Source organism: Pseudomonas sp. TWR3-1-1 (genome assembly GCF_049896545.1).
GTDB lineage: Bacteria > Pseudomonadota > Gammaproteobacteria > Pseudomonadales > Pseudomonadaceae > Aquipseudomonas > Aquipseudomonas weihenstephanensis.
The window spans coordinates 232,522-249,161 of the sequence record NZ_JAFCUO010000005.1; the positions used below are offsets into that span (position 1 = coordinate 232,522).

Consider the following 16,640-nt stretch of genomic DNA (forward strand, 5'->3'; position numbering starts at 1 on the left):
GTTGGTCGCGACGCGGGATTTTTTTGGCCGGTGTGAAGGTCAACCTCAAGAAGCCCGGCGCTTATTGCGCCTTGTTCATAACAACTACGAGGTCTTGGCGATGAGCATCCCTATCCCAGCCGAAACTCCCGACCCGAACATTGACGACCCGGTTTTACCACCCGGTGAGCCGCAGCCGGTCCCCGAAGAAGACCCGCCACTCAAAGACCCGGTCCCTCAGGGTGATCCGCCCAGCGAAACGCCGCCAATCAAAGCAAATCAGTCAATTTAGCCCGCAGCGGCTCCACGACGCCGTGGGCCTCACATAAGGAAACCGCTCATGAGCATTGAAATCGACGTGCTACATCACACCTGTACGTTTGCCTCTGCTGAAGACGCGCAACAGGTGCCACTGAGTCGCATTGAAGTGTTTAACGATGACCCGTCGCACCTGTCCCAAGCGTTAGTAGCAGGCAGGCGCATAGCCATAACCGAAGAAGAGGCGCAAGCGCTGGTGGCGGCGGGCGCCCACGATCGAAGAGTCATGTTGCATGCCACCACGGACGGCTCACCGATTTGAATCAGACCTTTGCGTGAGTCCATGAGCACCCGGCCATGGGTGCTCATGGCGGTGCTCAGTGGGTAACGTACAACGGGTATTCGGGGCTTAACACCAGGCACGTTCGTTGCTGAACGTCACGCATCTGCACCTGGGTGCTTTCATCCATCAACAGCGCGATTTGCTCATGCCCCACCAGAATAGCCAGCTGCTGATAAAGCTCGATCAAAGGCTGCTGGCGCTCAACATCACAAAACTCAAGCGTCTGCAAAATCTGCGACAACGCGTCCTCGATCAGGCCCTCTGGTGATTCCCCCCTTTGCATGGCCCTTTCCAGGGCCAGGCACAAGCCTGCATATCGATCAATCCAGGCATCAATGCAAAACACATGCAAACCCGGTTTTTCTATACGGATTTGCCCATTCCAGACCCGGTCTCCCAGCGTATGCATGTAGAGGCTTTCACCGTCACTGCTGTCCACATGCCGCCAACGAACAATCACTGCCAAGGGCCCGCTAGTCAGGCAAAAAACGCGACTGCTGATATTGAGCAACTGTCCTGCAACCACTTTGGCCGGCTTATGGCCCTGGCCAATCACCGGCATCGTGCCTTCGATCACAATCAAAGGCAGCTCATGACTTGAAGCTGGCCCTCCTGCATCTGAATCTGGCTCAAACCTCGCTCCAGCAGCCATTAAACGTATCTCCCAACCAACTTATTTGAATGCGTGCCCACCGGGTTAAAACTGGAGCTCCATTCTCAAGTGAGTCGCTTATTTCCTTGATCCCGATCAGGATCTTCCAAGCCTTGATGAGTTACAAGCCAATCCCCAATAAATCCTTGAACATCATGGGGTGCAGCAAGTTGTCGCAGGTTCCTCACAAAAGCATCTGATACGGTTTTTAATCGGATAGCTGAGTCTGTTATGCAAACAGTTCGCTGGTCATAGTGCACAGGCCTGATGGAGGCTGATGAGCGAAAGACCATGAGCGAACAAATACCCGTCCAGATACTTGAATCCTTTGAGGCTTCTCGACCTAGAGCCGCAAAACATAAAAACAAGTCCAGCGACAACCTGATCCATACCCGCAGTTTTACCGGGCTGTTCCGCACGCTTCGATTAGCCGGCGCAGGCTTTCTGTTCTTGCTGTTCTTCGGCACTGTCTGGCTTAACTGGGACGGTCGCCAAGCCGTTTTGTGGGACTTGTCTGAAAGTAAGTTCCATATTTTTGGTGCCACATTCTGGCCTCAGGATTTCATCCTGCTTTCGGCCCTGTTGATCATCGCAGCCTTCGGTCTGTTCGCGATCACGGTGTTTGCGGGGCGGGTGTGGTGCGGTTATACGTGCCCACAAAGCACCTGGACCTGGCTGTTTATGTGGTGCGAGAAGATAACAGAAGGCGACAGAAATCAGCGAATCAAGCTGCAAGCAGCCCCGTGGCGCTTGAACAAAATTGCGCGCCGCACCGCTAAACACGCGCTATGGATGGCCATCAGTGTCATGACGGCGCTGACTTTTGTCGGCTACTTTACCCCGATCCGGCCCCTGGCAACCGAGCTGCTGACCCTGGAGATGGCTGGCGTCAGTTTGTTCTGGGTGCTGTTTTTCACCGGCGCCACGTACATCAATGCCGGGTGGCTGCGCGAAGCCGTGTGCATGCACATGTGCCCTTATGCGCGGTTCCAGAGCGTGATGTTCGATAAAGACACCCTCGCCATCTCCTATGATGTGGCGCGTGGCGAAAGCCGTGGGCCGCGTAAACGCGGGGTTGAGCCAAAACAGGCAGGGCTGGGTGACTGCATCGATTGCCATATGTGCGTGCAAGTGTGCCCGACCGGCATCGACATCCGCGACGGCTTGCAGATGGAGTGCATCGGCTGCGCGGCGTGTATCGACGCCTGTGATTCGGTGATGGACAAAATGGGCTATGCCCGTGGGCTGGTGCGCTATACCTCCGAGCATGAATTGCAAGGCGGCAAGACGCATCTACTGCGTCCACGCCTGATCGGCTACGCCATCGTCCTGCTGGTGATGATCGGCGCACTGGTCTTTGCACTGAATCAGCGCAGCATGGTCTCAATGGATGTGATCAAGGACCGGGGCCTGTTCCGCGAAAACAGCCAAGGCCAGATCGAAAACATCTACAGCCTCAAAATCATCAACAAAACTCAGCAGGCGCAGCACTATCGGGTGTCACTCAAAGACGGCGAAGGTTATCAGTTACAAGGTAAAACCGAGCTGACGCTGGCCCCCGGTGAAATGACTGACGTACCCGTGTCCGTCGCCCTGCTGGCAGATCGCCCGACCAGCAGTTCGCAAACCATCACGTTTGTGATCACCGATACGGACGAACCTGGCATCCGCGCGGTAGCCGATAGCCGCTTTGTGGCGCCGCTCAATCGTTGACCCGAGTGCCGAGGGTGTGTCCGCTAGCGCAAGGTTGCGCAATCGGACGCAGCCTTCGCCAGCCGCTACGGGTACAGTGCCCCTTCTGAATTTCCCTGAATAACGCCGGACCGAGCATTGCCTACATGAAACGCTACGAAAAATTTGCCGACGATATTGCTGAGCTGATCCGCTGCGGGGTGCTCGGCCCCGGACAACGTGTCCCCTCAGTGCGCTATGCCAGCCAAACCTACGGCGTCAGCCCTTCGACGGTTTTTCAAGCCTATTACCTGCTCGAACGCCGAGGCCTGATCCGTGCCAAACCGCGTTCGGGGTATTTCGTCAACGCGCACACGCCCAGCCCGTTCAGCGAACCGGTCTTTAGCAGCCACGTCACCGAGTCCACCGAGGTCGATGTCAGCGCGCTGGTGTTCTCCGTGCTGGACTCGATCAAAGACCCGCACACGGTGCCCTTCGGCTCAGCGTTCCCCAGCCCGACACTCTTCCCGTTGCAACGTCTGGCCCGCTCGATGGCCACCGCCAGCCGCGAAATGGACCCCCGCATGGTGGTGACCGACATGTCGCCGGGCAACCCGCAACTGCGGCGCCAAATAGCCCTGCGCTACATGGTCGGCGGGCTGATGCTGCCAATGGAAGAACTGCTGATCACCAATGGCGCGCTGGAAGCCTTGAACCTGTGCTTGCAAGCTGTCACAGAGCCAGGGGACCTGGTGGCCATTGAAGCCCCGGCGTTTTATGCCTGTTTGCAAGTGCTGGAGCGGCTCAAACTCAAAGCGGTGGAAATCCCTGTGCACCCGCGTGATGGCATTGATCTGGGGGTGCTGGCGCAAACCCTTGAGCGTCACCCGATCAAAGCCGTGTGGTGCATGACCAACTTCCAGAACCCGATTGGCGCCAGCATGCCCGAAGCTAAAAAGCAGGCATTGGTCGAACTGCTGCGCACCCATCAAGTGCCGCTGATTGAAGACGACGTGTACGCCGAACTGTATTACGGCCAACACGCGCCGAAACCGGCCAAAGCCTTTGATACCGAAGGTCTGGTGATGCACTGCGGCTCATTTGCCAAAAGCCTGGCCCCGGGTTATCGCGTGGGTTGGGTGGCGGCGGGCCGGTACGCGCAAAAAGTGGAGCGCCTCAAACTGATGACGTCGCTGTGCGCCTCGATGCCCGCGCAAGCCGCCATCGCCGATTACCTGCAACACGGCGGTTACGACCGTCATTTGCGCAAATTGCGCGATGCACTGGAAGGCCAGCAAAACGCCATGCTGGCCGCGATTGCACGCTACTTTCCGGCCCAAACCCGGGTCAGCCATCCCAGCGGCGGCTACTTTCTGTGGCTGGAGCTGCCTGAGCAAATGGACTCGCTCAAGCTGTTTCAAATGGCCTTGGCGCAAGGTATCAGCATTGCGCCAGGGCCGATTTTCTCGGCCACCCAGCGCTTTCGAAACTGCATCCGCCTCAATTACGGCAGCCCGTGGGATGAGGCGAGCGAGAAAGCGATGGAAACCCTGGGCAAAATCGTGCGCTCGTTTTAATCCCATACGCCAGACACGCCGTCGCCGAGGGCTGTGTATTACCCCGGCATGCAGGTGAAGTCGGCCGTATGGGCGACTTCCTTGCCGGATGAGTCCACCAGCGCCGCACTGATTTCAGGCCCCAGGCTCGACTCGATCAGTTGGTAATGCTCCCCCGCCTTGAACGCCTTGTATTGCACATCGCCTTGGCAATCCACCTGATTCTGGTCGCCGGTCGCGCCCTCGTACAGGGTCACGTCCAGCCGATGGGCACCTGGCGTCACTTCAAAATAACGGCCGTCACGGGTGTTTTTCCCGTCCACCCGTTCGGCCATCAGGTCGCTGGTGCCTTCTTCTTTCAGGCCGATCCAGGCTTGAGCCGGGTCTTGCTTGGGCATCGGCCCCGCGCAGGCCGATAGCAACAGAACCAGACTCAGGGAGGGAATCAAAAGCAGCGGTTTAACAGTCATCGCAGACGAGCCTCGCAAAGAGCATTCAAAAAGTGCGACAGGCTCAACCCCGACCCGTCGAATAGGTCGTAAGCTTGGCGGCCATCGCGTACCGCGCCAAATGAATGAAAGTGAAGGGATTTTCAGCCCTTACCTAAAGGATCCTTCACGTTACTGAAAGCTGATCGTTAGGTGCCAACAGCAAGACTGCCGGGGTTTGCAATTCCACTCCTCGGAGGTTCAGGCATGCTCGGGCTGGTAAAGACCGCACTGCACAAGCCCTACACGTTTATCGTGTTGGCGATTTTCATCTGCATCATTGGGCCGTTGGCCGCCGTGCGTACGCCCACGGATGTGTTCCCGGACATTGGCATTCCCGTGGTCGCTGTGGTGTGGCAGTACACCGGCCTGGCGCCCGCCGACATGGCGGGCCGGGTGATTTACACCTATGAGCGCTCGCTCAGCACCACGGTCAATGACATCGAGCACATCGAGTCGCAGTCATTGCCCGGCATGGGCATCGTGAAAATTTTCTTTCAGCCTGGGGTCGATATTCGTACCGCCAACGCGCAAGTGACAGCCGTGTCACAAACCGTACTCAAACAAATGCCGCCCGGCATTACGCCCCCGCTGATTCTCAATTACAGCGCCTCCACCGTCCCGATATTACAGTTGGCCTTCTCCAGCCCTACGCTCTCCGAAGCGCACATTCGCGATTTGGTGCAGAACAACATCCGCTTGCCCCTGAGCGCCCTGCCCGGCCTCGCCATGCCGACGCCGATGGGGGGCAAGCAGCGCCAGATCACCCTTGACCTTGATCCGCAAGCGCTGGCAGCCAAAGGGCTGTCGGCACAAGACGTGGGCAATGCGCTGGCGGCGCAAAACCAGATCATCCCGGTAGGGACCGTCAAGCTCGGCACCTATGAATACACGGTGATGCTCAACAACAGCCCCAAAGCCATCGACGAACTCAACGCGTTGCCGATCAAAACCGTAAATGGCGCACTGATCACCATTGGCCAAGTGGCGCATGTGCGTGATGGTTCGCCGCCACAAACCAATATCGTGCGCGTGGATGGTCATCGCGCCGTGCTGATGCCGGCCTTGAAAAACGGCAACATTTCGACACTTTCAATTGTCGACGGCATTCGCGCGATGTTGCCGCGCATCAATGAAACCCTGCCGCCCTCCCTCAAGACCACGCTGTTGGGCGACGCTTCGGTGTTCGTTAAACAGTCGGTGGGCAGCGTGGCGCAAGAAGGCATCATTGCCGCGTTATTGACCAGCGCGATGATTCTGCTGTTTCTCGGCAGTTGGCGTTCGACGCTGATTATTGCGGTGTCGATCCCGCTGGCGGTGCTCTCGGCGATTGCCCTGCTGGCCCTCAGTGGCCAGACCCTGAACGTCATGACCCTCGGCGGTCTGGCGTTGGCGGTGGGGATATTGGTCGATGATGCGACGGTGACTATCGAGAACATCAACTGGCATCTGGAGCAAGGCAAGTCGGTGCGCGATGCGATTCTCGATGGGGCTGCGCAGATTGTCGGCCCGGCGTTTGTGTCGCTGCTGTGTATCTGCATCGTGTTTGTGCCGATGTTCATGTTGCAGGGGATTGCCGGGTATCTGTTCCGGCCGATGGCCTTGGCAGTGATTTTCGCGATGGGCAGCTCGTTCATCCTGTCGCGCACGCTGGTGCCGACCCTGGCGATGTTTCTGCTCAAACCCCACGTGCCGGAACAAGGCGCTGGGCAGCATCCGGAAGATGGCTACATCAACCATCACGAGGGCGATCAGCACAGCAAAAAGCATTCGGCACCGGTGCAGGCGCTGTTGAATTTCCAGCAAGGTTTCGAGCGCCGTTTTTCGGCGGTGCGTGATGCTTATTACGCTGTGCTGGAGCTGACACTGGCCCATCGCAAACGCTTTTTGCTGGGGTTCATGGCTTGTGTGCTGGCCTCGTTTGCGCTGCTGCCAAGCTTGGGTCAGGACTTTTTCCCCGCCACCGATGCGGGGGCGCTGGCGCTGCACGTGCGCTTGCCGCTGGGTACGCGCATTGAAGAAAGCGCTGCCGCCTTCGACCGGATCGAATCGCGGATTCGCGAAATCATCCCGGCTGATCAACTGGACAGCATCATCGATAACATCGGGATTCCGTTGAGCGGTATCGACATGGCCTACAGCAGCAGCGGCACCATCGGCCCGCAGGATGGCGATATTCAAATCACGCTCAACGCCAAACACGCTCCGACTGCCGATTACGTCAAGCAATTGCGTGAAGCCCTGCCCGAAAGCTTCCCCGGCAGCCAGTTCGCCTTTATGCCTGCGGATATCAGTAGCCAGATTCTTAACTTTGGCTCACCCGCCCCGCTTGACGTGAAAATCTGCGGGCGCGATGACGTCGCCAACCGGGCGTATGCGCTGGAGTTGCAGCGCCGCTTGCAACATGTGCCGGGAATTGCCGACCTGCGTATCCAACAGTCGGTGGGTTACCCGTCGTTGCAGGTCAATGTGGATCGTCAGCGCGCCAATGGCCTGGGCATTACCGAGCGTGATGTAACCAATAGCATGGTCGCGTCGCTGGCCGGCAGCTCTCAAGTTGCGCCAACCTTCTGGCTCAACCCGCAAAACGGCGTGTCTTACGGCGTAGTGGCAGCCACGCCGCAATATCGTCTGGACAGCATGCCTGCCCTGGAAGCGCTGCCGGTGACGGGCAGTAACGGCCAGTCACAAATTCTCGGCGGGCTGGCCACGATCAGCCGCGTGCAAAGCCCGGCGGTCATCACCCACTACAACATTCAGCCGACGCTGGACCTGTACGCCAACATTCAGGGCCGCGACCTGGGATCAGTGGCCGCTGATGTGCAAAAGGTCATTGATGGCGCCGCCGACCTGCGCCCCAAAGGCGCGATCATCAGTTTGCATGGACAAATCGATGCCTTGCACGAGGCGTTCAGCGGCCTGAGCTTTGGTTTGCTTGGCGCCGTGGTGCTGATTTACCTGCTGATCGTGGTCAACTTCCAGTCCTGGGTCGACCCGTTTGTGATCATCACTGCGCTGCCTGCGGCTCTGGCCGGGATCGTGTGGATGCTGTTCTTGAGCGCCACCTCGCTGTCGGTCCCGGCCTTGACCGGTGCCATCTTGTGCATGGGGGTGGCCACGGCCAACTCGATTCTGGTGGTGAGCTTCTGTCGCGAACGTCTGGCCGAGCATGGCGACGCGCTCAAGGCCGCGCTTGAAGCGGGCTACACACGCTTTCGGCCGGTGTGCATGACCGCATTGGCAATGATGATCGGGATGTTGCCGCTGGCCCTTTCAGAAGAACAGAACGCCCCGCTCGGACGCGCCGTGATTGGCGGTCTGATGCTGGCCACCGTCGCCACCCTGCTGTTCGTGCCCGTGGTGTTCAGCCTGGTGCACGGGCGCAAAGAAATCCGCGCTGCTGCTGGAGAAACAACCCATGTCTAATCAAACACCGTCACGCAAGCGCTTAATGGTACTGGGTATCGGCGGCCTCTCGCTGGCCGCCTTACTGGTGGCTAACGGGCTGGCGGCCCGCAGCCGCCATGAACAGGCGGTGGCCCACTGGACTGACGCGGCCGCGTTGCCCGTGGTGAGTGTGTTTCAGCCGCTGCAAAACGCGCACGGCGACACGCTGCGTTTGCCCGCTCATTTGGAGGCGTGGAGCAAGGCGCCGATTCATGCACGGGTGAGCGGCTATCTGCACAGCTGGCAAACCGACATTGGCAGCAAGGTGCAAGCCGGTCAGGTGTTGGCCCTGATCGACAGCCCTGATCTGGACCAGCAACTGGCGCAGGCCCGCGCCCATAAGGCGCAGGAGCAAGCCAACGCTTCACTGGCGGCCACCACCGCCACACGCTGGCAAAACCTGTTGGCTTCGCACTCGGTGTCGCGTCAGGAGGCCGACGAGAAACAATCGAATGCCGCCGCGGCCAAAGCCAATGCGCAGGCAGCCCAAGCCGATTACGCACGTCTTTTGACACTTGAAGCCTACAAAACCATCCGTGCGCCTTTCGCAGGCACCATCACCGCGCGCCATACCGACATTGGCCAATTGATCAAAGCTGACACCGACAGCGACACGCAGCTGTTTGACATCGCCGACACCCACCAACTGCGCCTTTACGTGCCGGTGCCGCAAAACTACGCCAGTGTGATCCGCCCGGGCATGCATGTGCAGCTCAGTGTGCCGGAGCACCCGGGCCAAACCTTTAGCGCCAGGTTGATCGGTAACTCAACCTCGATTGACCGGCGTTCGGGCACGCTGATGGCACAGTTTGTCGCGCTCAATCCTGATGATGCGCTGATGCCCGGCGATTACGCCGAAGCCGTGTTAGCGATCCCGGCCGATACCCACGGCGTCAGTATTGCGGCCAGCGCCCTGATCTTTCGCGCCCAGGGCACTCAGGTCGCCCTCCTCGACAGCGCCCACCATGTGCATTTGCAAAACATCCACATTGGCCTGGATTTAGGCGACCGGTTGGTCATTGACCAAGGGCTCAAACCTGCGGACACCGTCATCGACAACCCGCCTGACGCCCTGCGCGAGGGTGATGCGGTGAAACTCGCGGACACAGGAGCCTCCCATGCAGCCAAGGCTTAAATGCGCGTTATTGCTGCTGGTTACGGCGCTACAGGGCTGCTCGTTGGCACCGGCTTATACCGCCCCCTCAATCGACCTGCCCGCGCATTACCGCGAACAAAACAGCGACGGCCCGTGGCACAGCGCGCAGCCCGCCGATCATGTGCCCGAGCAATGGTGGCAGGCGTACCAGGACCCGCGGTTGAACACACTGCAACAACAATTACTCACAGCCAACCCGGACCTTGCAGCGGCGCTGGCGCATGTGGATGCCTCACAGGCTTACGCCAGCCAGTTGCATGCCGGGTTGTTCCCGCAATTAACCGCCAGCGCTCAACCCCTTCGTCAGCGTCAATCAGACAACCGCCCACTACGCGGGACGACTCAACCCTCGGTGTACAACAGCTTGACGGCCGGGTTTGCACTCAATTTTGATCTCGATCTGTGGGGCAAAATCCGCAACCAAGTGGCAGCAGGCGATGCTCAGGCGCAGGCCTCGGCTGATGATCTGGCTGTGGCGCGCCTGAGTCTCCAGCGCCAATTGGCCATCCTCTACGTCCAGCTCGACGGGCTGGATGCGCAACAGCAGATTCTGACCCGTTCTCTGGAAGATTACCGCCAGGCCTTGCAGCTGACCCGCGACCGTTATCAGGGCCAGATAGCGTCAGAACTTGATCTGACGCGCGCCCAAAGCCAACTGGCGCAGGCGCGGGCGCAACTGGACGATGTCCGTGGGCAGCGTAATCTGGCCGAACATGCGATCGGCGAGCTGGTGGGCCAACCCGCAAGCGACTTTCACCTGGCCGCCAGCGAAGGCAGCCTCACTGTGCCCACGCAACCTGCCACTCTGCCCAGTACGTTGTTACAGCGCCGACCTGATATTGCGGCAGCTGAGCGCCGAGTGTTTGCGGCCAATGCCGCGATTGGGGTGGCGAAAGCGGCCTGGTACCCGGATTTCAGCTTGAGCGGGCTGATCGGCGGGCAAACCCAAGGCAGCGGCAATGTGTTGGCGGCGAGCAATCGCTTTTGGGCGTTGGGGCCTTTGATGAATCTGCCCATTTTTGACGGCGGCCGACTGGATGCACAGGAACGCCAGGCCAAAGCTGAATTTGAGGAGGCCAGCGCTCATTACCGCAGCCAGGTGTTGCGCGCCGTGCGTGAAGTCGAAGACAGTCTGGCCCAGTTGCGCGACTTGCATCTGCAAAGCCTTGACGAGCAAGCCGCTGCCCATGCCGCTCAACAGACTCAAAGCTTGGCCACCCACAGTTACGAGGCTGGCGCCGTGAATTATCTGGATGTGGTGAGCGCACAAACGGCTGCATTGCAGGCACAACGCCAGGTACAAACACTGCGTACCCGGCAATTGCAGGCCAGCGTGCAGTTGCTGACATCGCTGGGCGGTGGGTGGGGAACCCTGTGACAGTGGATGCTGCTGCCAGCGCTTGCACGCAAAAAAAATGCTCCAAACCCCTCCAATAGCGCCGGTTGGCGCTACGCTTAGGCAGCTAACGCCGCTTTGACTGCTTAATGGGCCGGTTTGCCAGGGGGCAGTTCAATCACTGCGGCTTCAAGATTGTCGAGCTTGGTGGTTAGCCGCGTCAGCTTCTCCTGGGCCTGTTCTTGCGTGTTGAACGGGCCCAACAGCACATGCTGAACACCTTCATCCACATAAATATAAGAGCTGAAACCATGCTCAAGCAGTCTTGCCGTCAGATCACTGAGTGCCTGAGTTTTACCCAATTTCACTTCAACCGCCCATTGGGCAATGGGCGCTTGAACCGTCGATGTTTCAGAAGCAGCTTTAGCCCGTTGAATTTTATCGTTAGACTCCTGACCGCAAGCCGTCAAGGCCAATATTGCTGTCATCACGATGACTTTACGCACTGCGTTTCCCCTATCTGTTTGAGTGGGTCGATTTTATCACTGGGGCAGCGGCCTTTGCTCTCCTTGAACAAATCCAATCCGCCCTTATCTAAGGCTCATACGCGAGAGTTTCCCTCGCACAGGGAATTAACCCTGTGGCTATGACGTCTGTAATGAGCGGCGCATTTATATGCACTTAGCAGTATTCTGTAGCCATGACCGAAGCCGCACCGTCTCAGAGACGTGCCTTACAAAGCCATCAAGGAGAAAAAAATGCTGATACTCACCCGCAAAGTTGGTGAAAGCATAAACATCGGTGACGATATTACGATCACTATTTTAGGTGTCAGCGGCCAACAGGTCCGGATCGGCATCAATGCACCGAAAGATGTCGCCGTCCACCGTGAAGAAATCTACCAGCGCATTCAGGCCGGTTTGACAGCATCAGACAAGAACGACCAGTAATAAAACTCCGAGGTATCAGCCCTTGGAGTGAGCGTCAGGGCTGCTCAGCCAGCCCTCCTCTTATTGATTGTGCTTGCTGGCAAACACCCTACCCCCCGCAGTTCCCCCTCCCCTGCGACAAACTGAACCGCCGATCGACTTGACGGTTTCAATGTCTGCGACCACGCTCATTGCTCGCAGCGTCTGTGCTCAACCTGACTCGCTGTGTAACAAGGTGTTAATTATGCAGTCACGCCTTGAGGCCAACTTTTGTGTTCAGCCCTTTGCGGGCTTGAACTGTACAGTCAAGGAATGAAAGACATGTCTGATTTGATCGTAGTGGGATTTGACGATACCGAGAAAGCTGACCGCGCCTTGACCAAGATGGTGTCACTGAGTAAAGAGCATTTGGTCGAACTGGAAGACGCCGTCATTGTTGTACGCAACGAAGAAGGCAAGGTTCATATCAAGCAAAGCGTCAATTTGACCGCACTGGGCGCAACCTCGGGTCTGGTTACAGGGGGGCTTTGGGGGGCGCTGGTGGGACTGTTGTTTCTCAACCCGCTGGCAGGCTTTGCCATCGGCGGCGCCTTGGGTGCTGGCACCGGCGCACTGTCAGGATCGTTGAGCGATTACGGGATTGACGACGACTTCATCAAGTCGCTGAGCGAAACCATCCCGAACAACTCCTCGGCGTTGTTCGTGTTATTGCGTAAATTTCAGCCAGAAAAAGTCTTGAAAGAACTTGAAGACTCAAACTTCAAAGGCAAAGTATTGCGCACCTCCCTGTCGCCCGAGCAAGAACAAAAGCTTCAGGATGCACTGTCCAAAACTGACCTGAACAAATCGGCTTAAGCCTGCCCTGTAAGGGCTTGCAGAGCACACAACAGTCGACCGCCTCCAGGGCGGTCGAGCTTTTTAGCAACACCTCAATCCGTTGGATTGTTGTCTGCAAAAGATTTTTTCAGCAGCTTTTTGATCGTTTCATCCGGCATGCCAAGGTATTGCTGGTCAAACTCCTCGGCATTCTCTGCGCGAACTGACAATAGCCCCCACGCGTGTTTTGCATCAGGGCTGAACACCACATTGAGTTGGTTGTCTGCGCAGTCATGAGGTTTGCACATCTGGCCAACCGTGTAAGTTTTACCGTCCACCACCACCTTTTCAACCGGTGCCGCCGTACCCTGCCCCGTGCTCACCCAATCGGGATAAGCCAACATGGCTGCATAGGCTTTTTTGTACGGCGCCTGGGTCGTCAAGTCCGGCAACCGGTTTTCAGCAGACACGCCAACCGCGAAACCCGCCAGCGCCAAACCCAATACCACGCGGCTTAATAATTGACTCATCGAGAACGCTCCTTTTGATAAAAACACCACTTCTTGATGATTGCGATCGGCTCAGTCGAGCCTCAGTTCAATCGCACGGCAGTACCCGTTGCAAATACCACCAACATGCCACCACGCCCTGACGGCATGCTGATTTCAAAATTCACCCCAACGACGGCATCCGCGCGCAACGCACCCGCCCGCTCACGAATTTCAGCCGTCACCTCGGCGCGTGCCTCTTTAAGCGCGCGCTCCAGCGTTTGCGAGCGCCCACCAAAAAAGTCGCGCATGCCGGTGAAAAAATCCCGCACAAAATTAATGCCGTGAACCGACTCGGCACTGACCACACCCAGATATTCAGTAATCTGGCGACCTTCAATACGGTTGGTCGTGGTAATAATCATTAAAACTTCCTTATGACACTCGAGGTCAAACACCTGCCCTCACTGAGCGGCAGGTTACCTCAGACACAGCCGCGGCGATTGAGTTCACCTGTGTCCAATTGCACCGCTCTGCTCTTATGAGTCTGCGGTGTTACTGTAGTGCCCGGCCGGTGATTAGCGACCTTTAAGTCAGGATCTCCACCCATCGCCGCAAGAATTCGAACCTCTTGCACTTAAGATGCACCCGGCTGATATGAATGTTCGCGCTGCATCAGGCAATTTTTCGACCCGCTCAAGGAAGTCATCCATGGTCCAAAGACACGTCATCAATGCTTCGGTCAGCCCCAAAGGCAGCCTGGAGACTTTATCGCAACGTGAAGTGCAACAACTGAGTGAAGTCGGCTCAGGCAGCAGTTACACACTGTTCCGTCAATGCGTGCTGGCCATCCTCAATACCGGGGCCCACGTCGACAATGCCAAAACCATCCTTGAGGCCTACAAAGACTTCGACGTACGCATCCATCAACAAGACCGGGGGGTACGTCTTGAGTTGCTCAATGCGCCCGCCGATGCGTTTGTTGATGGTGAAATGATCGCCAGCACACGTGAAATGCTGTTCAGCGCCTTGCGCGACATTGTTTACACCCAAAGTGGGCTGGACAGCCCGCGCATGGACCTGAGCCACTCAGCCGGTATCACCGACTACGTGTTCCACCTGCTGCGCAATGCGCGCACCTTGCGCCCAGGGGTCGAGCCCAAAATCGTGGTGTGCTGGGGTGGCCACTCGATCAACACCGAAGAGTACAAGTACACCAAAAAGGTCGGACACGAGCTGGGGTTGCGCCTTCTCGACATCTGCACCGGTTGCGGGCCAGGCGTCATGAAGGGGCCGATGAAAGGCGCAACGATTTCCCACGCCAAGCAACGCTTAACTGGCGGGCGCTACTTGGGGCTGACCGAGCCTGGCATCATTGCCGCTGAAGCCCCCAACCCTATCGTCAACGAGCTGGTGATTTTGCCTGACATCGAAAAACGCCTTGAAGCGTTTGTACGGGTGGGCCACGGCATCATCATTTTTCCTGGCGGCGCAGGTACGGCCGAAGAGTTTCTGTATTTGCTCGGAATCTTGATGCACCCGGACAACCGCGACATACCGTTCCCGGTGATTTTGACCGGCCCTAAAGAAGCCGAGCCGTACCTGCAACAACTGCATGAATTTGTCGGCGCTACGCTGGGTGCAACCGCACAGACGCATTACCAGATCATCATCGACAATCCGGCCGAAGTGGCCCGCCATATGACCACAGGGCTCAAGGCCGTCAAACAGTTCCGTCGCGAACGCAATGACGCCTTCCACTTCAATTGGCTGTTGAAAATTGACGAAGGTTTTCAGCGCCCGTTCGATCCCACGCACGCCAACATGGCCAGCCTGCAATTGCGCCGCGACTTGCCACCCCACGAACTGGCGATTAATTTGCGTCAGGCGTTCTCCGGGATTGTGGCCGGTAACGTAAAAGAAAAAGGCATTCATCTGATCGAGCAGCACGGTCCCTACGAGATCCATGGCGACGCCGCCGTGATGAAACCGCTGGATAAACTGCTACAAGCGTTTGTCGAACAACACCGCATGAAGCTGCCAGGCGGCGCAGCGTATGTGCCGTGTTATCGGGTGGTGAGCTAACCCTCAGCCCCTGCGGGCTTGCCAGGTAAGGGGCGCATTACAGCGCCTCCACTGCCTGGCTGGCCATTCACACTCACTTCATGGGGGTGAACTTTTTTACCGCCTCAAGCCAGGCAGGGTCCAGACGAGTCTGTTCGGTTTCAATGCCCAACGCTTGCAACCGCGTTTTATGCAAATCGATCTCCTTTACCATCTGGCTCAACGCACTGGAATTAGCGTCCAGTTGGTACATTTGGGTAATTCCCAAGTGATAAAACCGCAACAGCTTCAGGGCGCTGACATCTCCTGCCATTACGCCGGCCGTCACGTAATGCATGACATTGGTTACCCGCATCAAGCTGCGCTTGAGCTGCCAGCCGTACACCGCCTGCGCCATCCACGGCTGTGACCAAAACACATAGCGCACCAGCACGATGGTCACGATCAATGCCGCAATCACGCCCGCCAGGTTCAAGCGAAAATTATCGCCTCCAGGCTCACCCGCCACCATCACCGCCACTCCGGACACCAACAGCGCCAGCAACGCAAAAATCAGCGCGATATACAGCGTACTGCGTCGGGTTTGCTGACGATAAACGTCCGGGTTCATCGGTTTTATTTCAAACATCACGGCTATATGGCTCCTGCAAAGTGAGTGAGATGCCCGGCATTATGGCCTGATAAAGGCACTTTGCCTTCAACCTCTCGCACGTATCCGCGCCAGTGCCTCAATTTGCTCCGTCTTGGCCCGATAACGCCTGCTAAACAGTGCCTAACAAGCCCTGCGCCTGCTGATACAACGCGACGCGCTGCGCGTGACCATTGAGCCCACCATTAACCGCTTTGGTCACCTGCTCGAAATCATCACCGTCTGCCAGAACGTTTATATTGCGCGAATGCCAATACCACCCCGCCGACTCAACGGCCCAGCGCCATTGCTCCAATAAGTGTGGCGTTGCGATGAGTCGCTCATCGCAAAACAAACCCAGGCTGCACTGTCGATAATTGAGTTTGCCGGTCATTTGAATCAGCCCCCTGCCGCGATACAGCCAGCCCTCTCCTGAGTCTTCGGTGCCATTACCCAGGCGGTCGCTGTAGACCCTGTTGGCAATGGCTTCAGGTCTGCGGTGCAGCTTTTGCGCTTCACTGTTGGGGACTCGACGTGCACGACCACCCTCCATGACAGTGATGTACTGACCGGCTGAATTCTTTTCAGCGAATCGCGAGCCCCATGTAGCGGCGAGACCTGCCGCACTGTAGTTCAGACTCTCTAAAAGCAGTGTGAAACCGGCACTTTCATGACCCACCTGCGCTAGAAAAGCCGCTAAACGACGAGGAGTATCGATCAAGCGCTGAGCCGTCACCTCTTGTACAGCGGGGAAATAATCATCTATGAACGGCCTACTTTTCGGGAACAACTGCAACATGACTTCACGGGTCAACATAAGACCACCTCT

17 protein-coding genes are annotated in these 16,640 nt (G+C 57.5%); 10 read left to right on the forward strand and 7 right to left on the reverse strand.

Annotation, left to right across the window (positions count from 1 at the left end; translation table 11 throughout):
• Window positions 1-100 precede the first annotated feature (100 nt).
• A complete protein-coding gene (locus tag ACP7A4_RS13695) occupies window positions 101-271 on the forward strand; it encodes a hypothetical protein (protein WP_203302534.1) in 171 nt (56 codons plus the stop codon).
• A gap of 48 nt (window positions 272-319) precedes the next feature.
• Window positions 320-559, forward strand: coding sequence for a DUF3203 family protein (locus ACP7A4_RS13700; protein WP_059763342.1), 240 nt, complete (start codon window positions 320-322; stop codon window positions 557-559).
• Window positions 560-614: 55 nt separating this feature from the next.
• On the opposite strand, the gene ACP7A4_RS13705 is transcribed toward ACP7A4_RS13700, so the two are convergent.
• Window positions 615-1,157, reverse strand: a complete 543-nt coding sequence (locus tag ACP7A4_RS13705; RefSeq protein ID WP_426247536.1) for a maltotransferase domain-containing protein — start codon at window positions 1,155-1,157, stop codon at window positions 615-617.
• 366 nt (window positions 1,158-1,523) lie between these two features.
• Between ACP7A4_RS13705 and ccoG the strand changes: the two genes are divergently transcribed.
• Together ccoG and mapR are read left to right on the forward strand one after the other, a co-directional pair.
• Window positions 1,524-2,945, forward strand: a complete 1,422-nt coding sequence (gene ccoG / locus ACP7A4_RS13710) for a cytochrome c oxidase accessory protein CcoG (RefSeq protein ID WP_059763344.1) — start codon at window positions 1,524-1,526, stop codon at window positions 2,943-2,945.
• A gap of 125 nt (window positions 2,946-3,070) precedes the next feature.
• The gene (gene mapR, locus ACP7A4_RS13715; RefSeq protein ID WP_059763345.1) at window positions 3,071-4,480 is read left to right on the forward strand and encodes a GntR family transcriptional regulator MpaR; all 1,410 of its coding nucleotides are present in this window, start codon (window positions 3,071-3,073) and stop codon (window positions 4,478-4,480) included.
• A gap of 38 nt (window positions 4,481-4,518) precedes the next feature.
• On the opposite strand, the gene ACP7A4_RS13720 is transcribed toward mapR, so the two are convergent.
• On the reverse strand, window positions 4,519-4,929 hold the full coding sequence (locus ACP7A4_RS13720; protein ID WP_203302533.1) for a hypothetical protein: 411 nt from the start codon (window positions 4,927-4,929) through the stop codon (window positions 4,519-4,521).
• A 225-nt stretch (window positions 4,930-5,154) separates the two neighbouring features.
• Here ACP7A4_RS13720 and ACP7A4_RS13725 point away from each other — a divergent pair, with 225 nt between their 5' ends.
• Genes ACP7A4_RS13725 through ACP7A4_RS13735 form a run of 3 tightly spaced genes read left to right on the forward strand, consistent with a single transcriptional unit; the run spans window position 5,155 to window position 10,928 of the window.
• Window positions 5,155-8,373, forward strand: coding sequence for an efflux RND transporter permease subunit (locus ACP7A4_RS13725; RefSeq protein ID WP_426247400.1), 3,219 nt, complete (start codon window positions 5,155-5,157; stop codon window positions 8,371-8,373).
• The gene (locus tag ACP7A4_RS13730) at window positions 8,366-9,529 is read left to right on the forward strand and encodes an efflux RND transporter periplasmic adaptor subunit (protein ID WP_203302531.1); all 1,164 of its coding nucleotides are present in this window, start codon (window positions 8,366-8,368) and stop codon (window positions 9,527-9,529) included. The genes ACP7A4_RS13725 and ACP7A4_RS13730 overlap by 8 nt, the downstream gene beginning before the upstream one ends.
• Entirely contained in the window at window positions 9,513-10,928 is a 1,416-nt protein-coding gene (locus ACP7A4_RS13735; RefSeq protein ID WP_203302530.1) for an efflux transporter outer membrane subunit, read from the forward strand. The genes ACP7A4_RS13730 and ACP7A4_RS13735 overlap by 17 nt, the downstream gene beginning before the upstream one ends.
• Before the next feature lie 104 nt (window positions 10,929-11,032).
• On the opposite strand, the gene ACP7A4_RS13740 is transcribed toward ACP7A4_RS13735, so the two are convergent.
• On the reverse strand, window positions 11,033-11,392 hold the full coding sequence (locus ACP7A4_RS13740) for a hypothetical protein (RefSeq protein WP_048365040.1): 360 nt from the start codon (window positions 11,390-11,392) through the stop codon (window positions 11,033-11,035).
• Between the two features lie 252 nt (window positions 11,393-11,644).
• Between ACP7A4_RS13740 and csrA the strand changes: the two genes are divergently transcribed.
• Together csrA and ACP7A4_RS13750 are read left to right on the forward strand one after the other, a co-directional pair.
• Entirely contained in the window at window positions 11,645-11,836 is a 192-nt protein-coding gene (gene csrA / locus ACP7A4_RS13745; RefSeq protein ID WP_048365041.1) for a carbon storage regulator CsrA, read from the forward strand.
• A gap of 300 nt (window positions 11,837-12,136) precedes the next feature.
• Entirely contained in the window at window positions 12,137-12,670 is a 534-nt protein-coding gene (locus ACP7A4_RS13750; RefSeq protein ID WP_059763350.1) for a DUF1269 domain-containing protein, read from the forward strand.
• Window positions 12,671-12,744: 74 nt separating this feature from the next.
• Here the strand turns inward: ACP7A4_RS13750 and ACP7A4_RS13755 are convergent, their stop codons facing one another.
• Both ACP7A4_RS13755 and ACP7A4_RS13760 read right to left on the reverse strand, forming a co-directional pair.
• Window positions 12,745-13,161: an Ivy family c-type lysozyme inhibitor gene (locus ACP7A4_RS13755; RefSeq protein WP_059763351.1), complete on the reverse strand. Its 417-nt coding sequence runs from the start codon at window positions 13,159-13,161 to the stop codon at window positions 12,745-12,747.
• A 62-nt stretch (window positions 13,162-13,223) separates the two neighbouring features.
• Window positions 13,224-13,544, reverse strand: a complete 321-nt coding sequence (locus ACP7A4_RS13760; protein WP_059763352.1) for a YbjQ family protein — start codon at window positions 13,542-13,544, stop codon at window positions 13,224-13,226.
• 286 nt (window positions 13,545-13,830) lie between these two features.
• On the opposite strand from ACP7A4_RS13760, the gene ppnN reads away from it, so the two are divergent.
• Window positions 13,831-15,204: a nucleotide 5'-monophosphate nucleosidase PpnN gene (gene ppnN, locus ACP7A4_RS13765; protein WP_048365044.1), complete on the forward strand. Its 1,374-nt coding sequence runs from the start codon at window positions 13,831-13,833 to the stop codon at window positions 15,202-15,204.
• A gap of 73 nt (window positions 15,205-15,277) precedes the next feature.
• Here the strand turns inward: ppnN and ACP7A4_RS13770 are convergent, their stop codons facing one another.
• Together ACP7A4_RS13770 and ACP7A4_RS13775 are read right to left on the reverse strand one after the other, a co-directional pair.
• Entirely contained in the window at window positions 15,278-15,811 is a 534-nt protein-coding gene (locus ACP7A4_RS13770; protein ID WP_426247405.1) for a DUF3087 family protein, read from the reverse strand.
• 133 nt (window positions 15,812-15,944) lie between these two features.
• A complete protein-coding gene (locus tag ACP7A4_RS13775) occupies window positions 15,945-16,628 on the reverse strand; it encodes a glycoside hydrolase family 19 protein (RefSeq protein ID WP_426247407.1) in 684 nt (227 codons plus the stop codon).
• Between the last annotated feature and the right edge of the window lie 12 nt (window positions 16,629-16,640).

What these genes read in the sequence shown, in the direction of transcription:
- ACP7A4_RS13695 (WP_203302534.1), top strand. Translation starts at nt 101, where the DNA reads ATGAGCATCCCTATCCCAGCCGAAACTCCCGACCCGAACATTGACGAC.
- ACP7A4_RS13700 (WP_059763342.1), top strand. Translation starts at nt 320, where the DNA reads ATGAGCATTGAAATCGACGTGCTACATCACACCTGTACGTTTGCCTCT.
- ccoG (WP_059763344.1), top strand. Translation starts at nt 1,524, where the DNA reads ATGAGCGAACAAATACCCGTCCAGATACTTGAATCCTTTGAGGCTTCT.
- mapR (WP_059763345.1), top strand. Translation starts at nt 3,071, where the DNA reads ATGAAACGCTACGAAAAATTTGCCGACGATATTGCTGAGCTGATCCGC.
- ACP7A4_RS13720 (WP_203302533.1), bottom strand. Translation starts at nt 4,929, where the DNA reads ATGACTGTTAAACCGCTGCTTTTGATTCCCTCCCTGAGTCTGGTTCTG.
- ACP7A4_RS13725 (WP_426247400.1), top strand. Translation starts at nt 5,155, where the DNA reads ATGCTCGGGCTGGTAAAGACCGCACTGCACAAGCCCTACACGTTTATC.
- ACP7A4_RS13730 (WP_203302531.1), top strand. Translation starts at nt 8,366, where the DNA reads ATGTCTAATCAAACACCGTCACGCAAGCGCTTAATGGTACTGGGTATC.
- ACP7A4_RS13735 (WP_203302530.1), top strand. Translation starts at nt 9,513, where the DNA reads ATGCAGCCAAGGCTTAAATGCGCGTTATTGCTGCTGGTTACGGCGCTA.
- csrA (WP_048365041.1), top strand. Translation starts at nt 11,645, where the DNA reads ATGCTGATACTCACCCGCAAAGTTGGTGAAAGCATAAACATCGGTGAC.
- ACP7A4_RS13750 (WP_059763350.1), top strand. Translation starts at nt 12,137, where the DNA reads ATGTCTGATTTGATCGTAGTGGGATTTGACGATACCGAGAAAGCTGAC.
- ACP7A4_RS13755 (WP_059763351.1), bottom strand. Translation starts at nt 13,161, where the DNA reads ATGAGTCAATTATTAAGCCGCGTGGTATTGGGTTTGGCGCTGGCGGGT.
- ACP7A4_RS13760 (WP_059763352.1), bottom strand. Translation starts at nt 13,544, where the DNA reads ATGATTATTACCACGACCAACCGTATTGAAGGTCGCCAGATTACTGAA.
- ppnN (WP_048365044.1), top strand. Translation starts at nt 13,831, where the DNA reads ATGGTCCAAAGACACGTCATCAATGCTTCGGTCAGCCCCAAAGGCAGC.
- ACP7A4_RS13770 (WP_426247405.1), bottom strand. Translation starts at nt 15,811, where the DNA reads ATGTTTGAAATAAAACCGATGAACCCGGACGTTTATCGTCAGCAAACC.
- ACP7A4_RS13775 (WP_426247407.1), bottom strand. Translation starts at nt 16,628, where the DNA reads ATGTTGACCCGTGAAGTCATGTTGCAGTTGTTCCCGAAAAGTAGGCCG.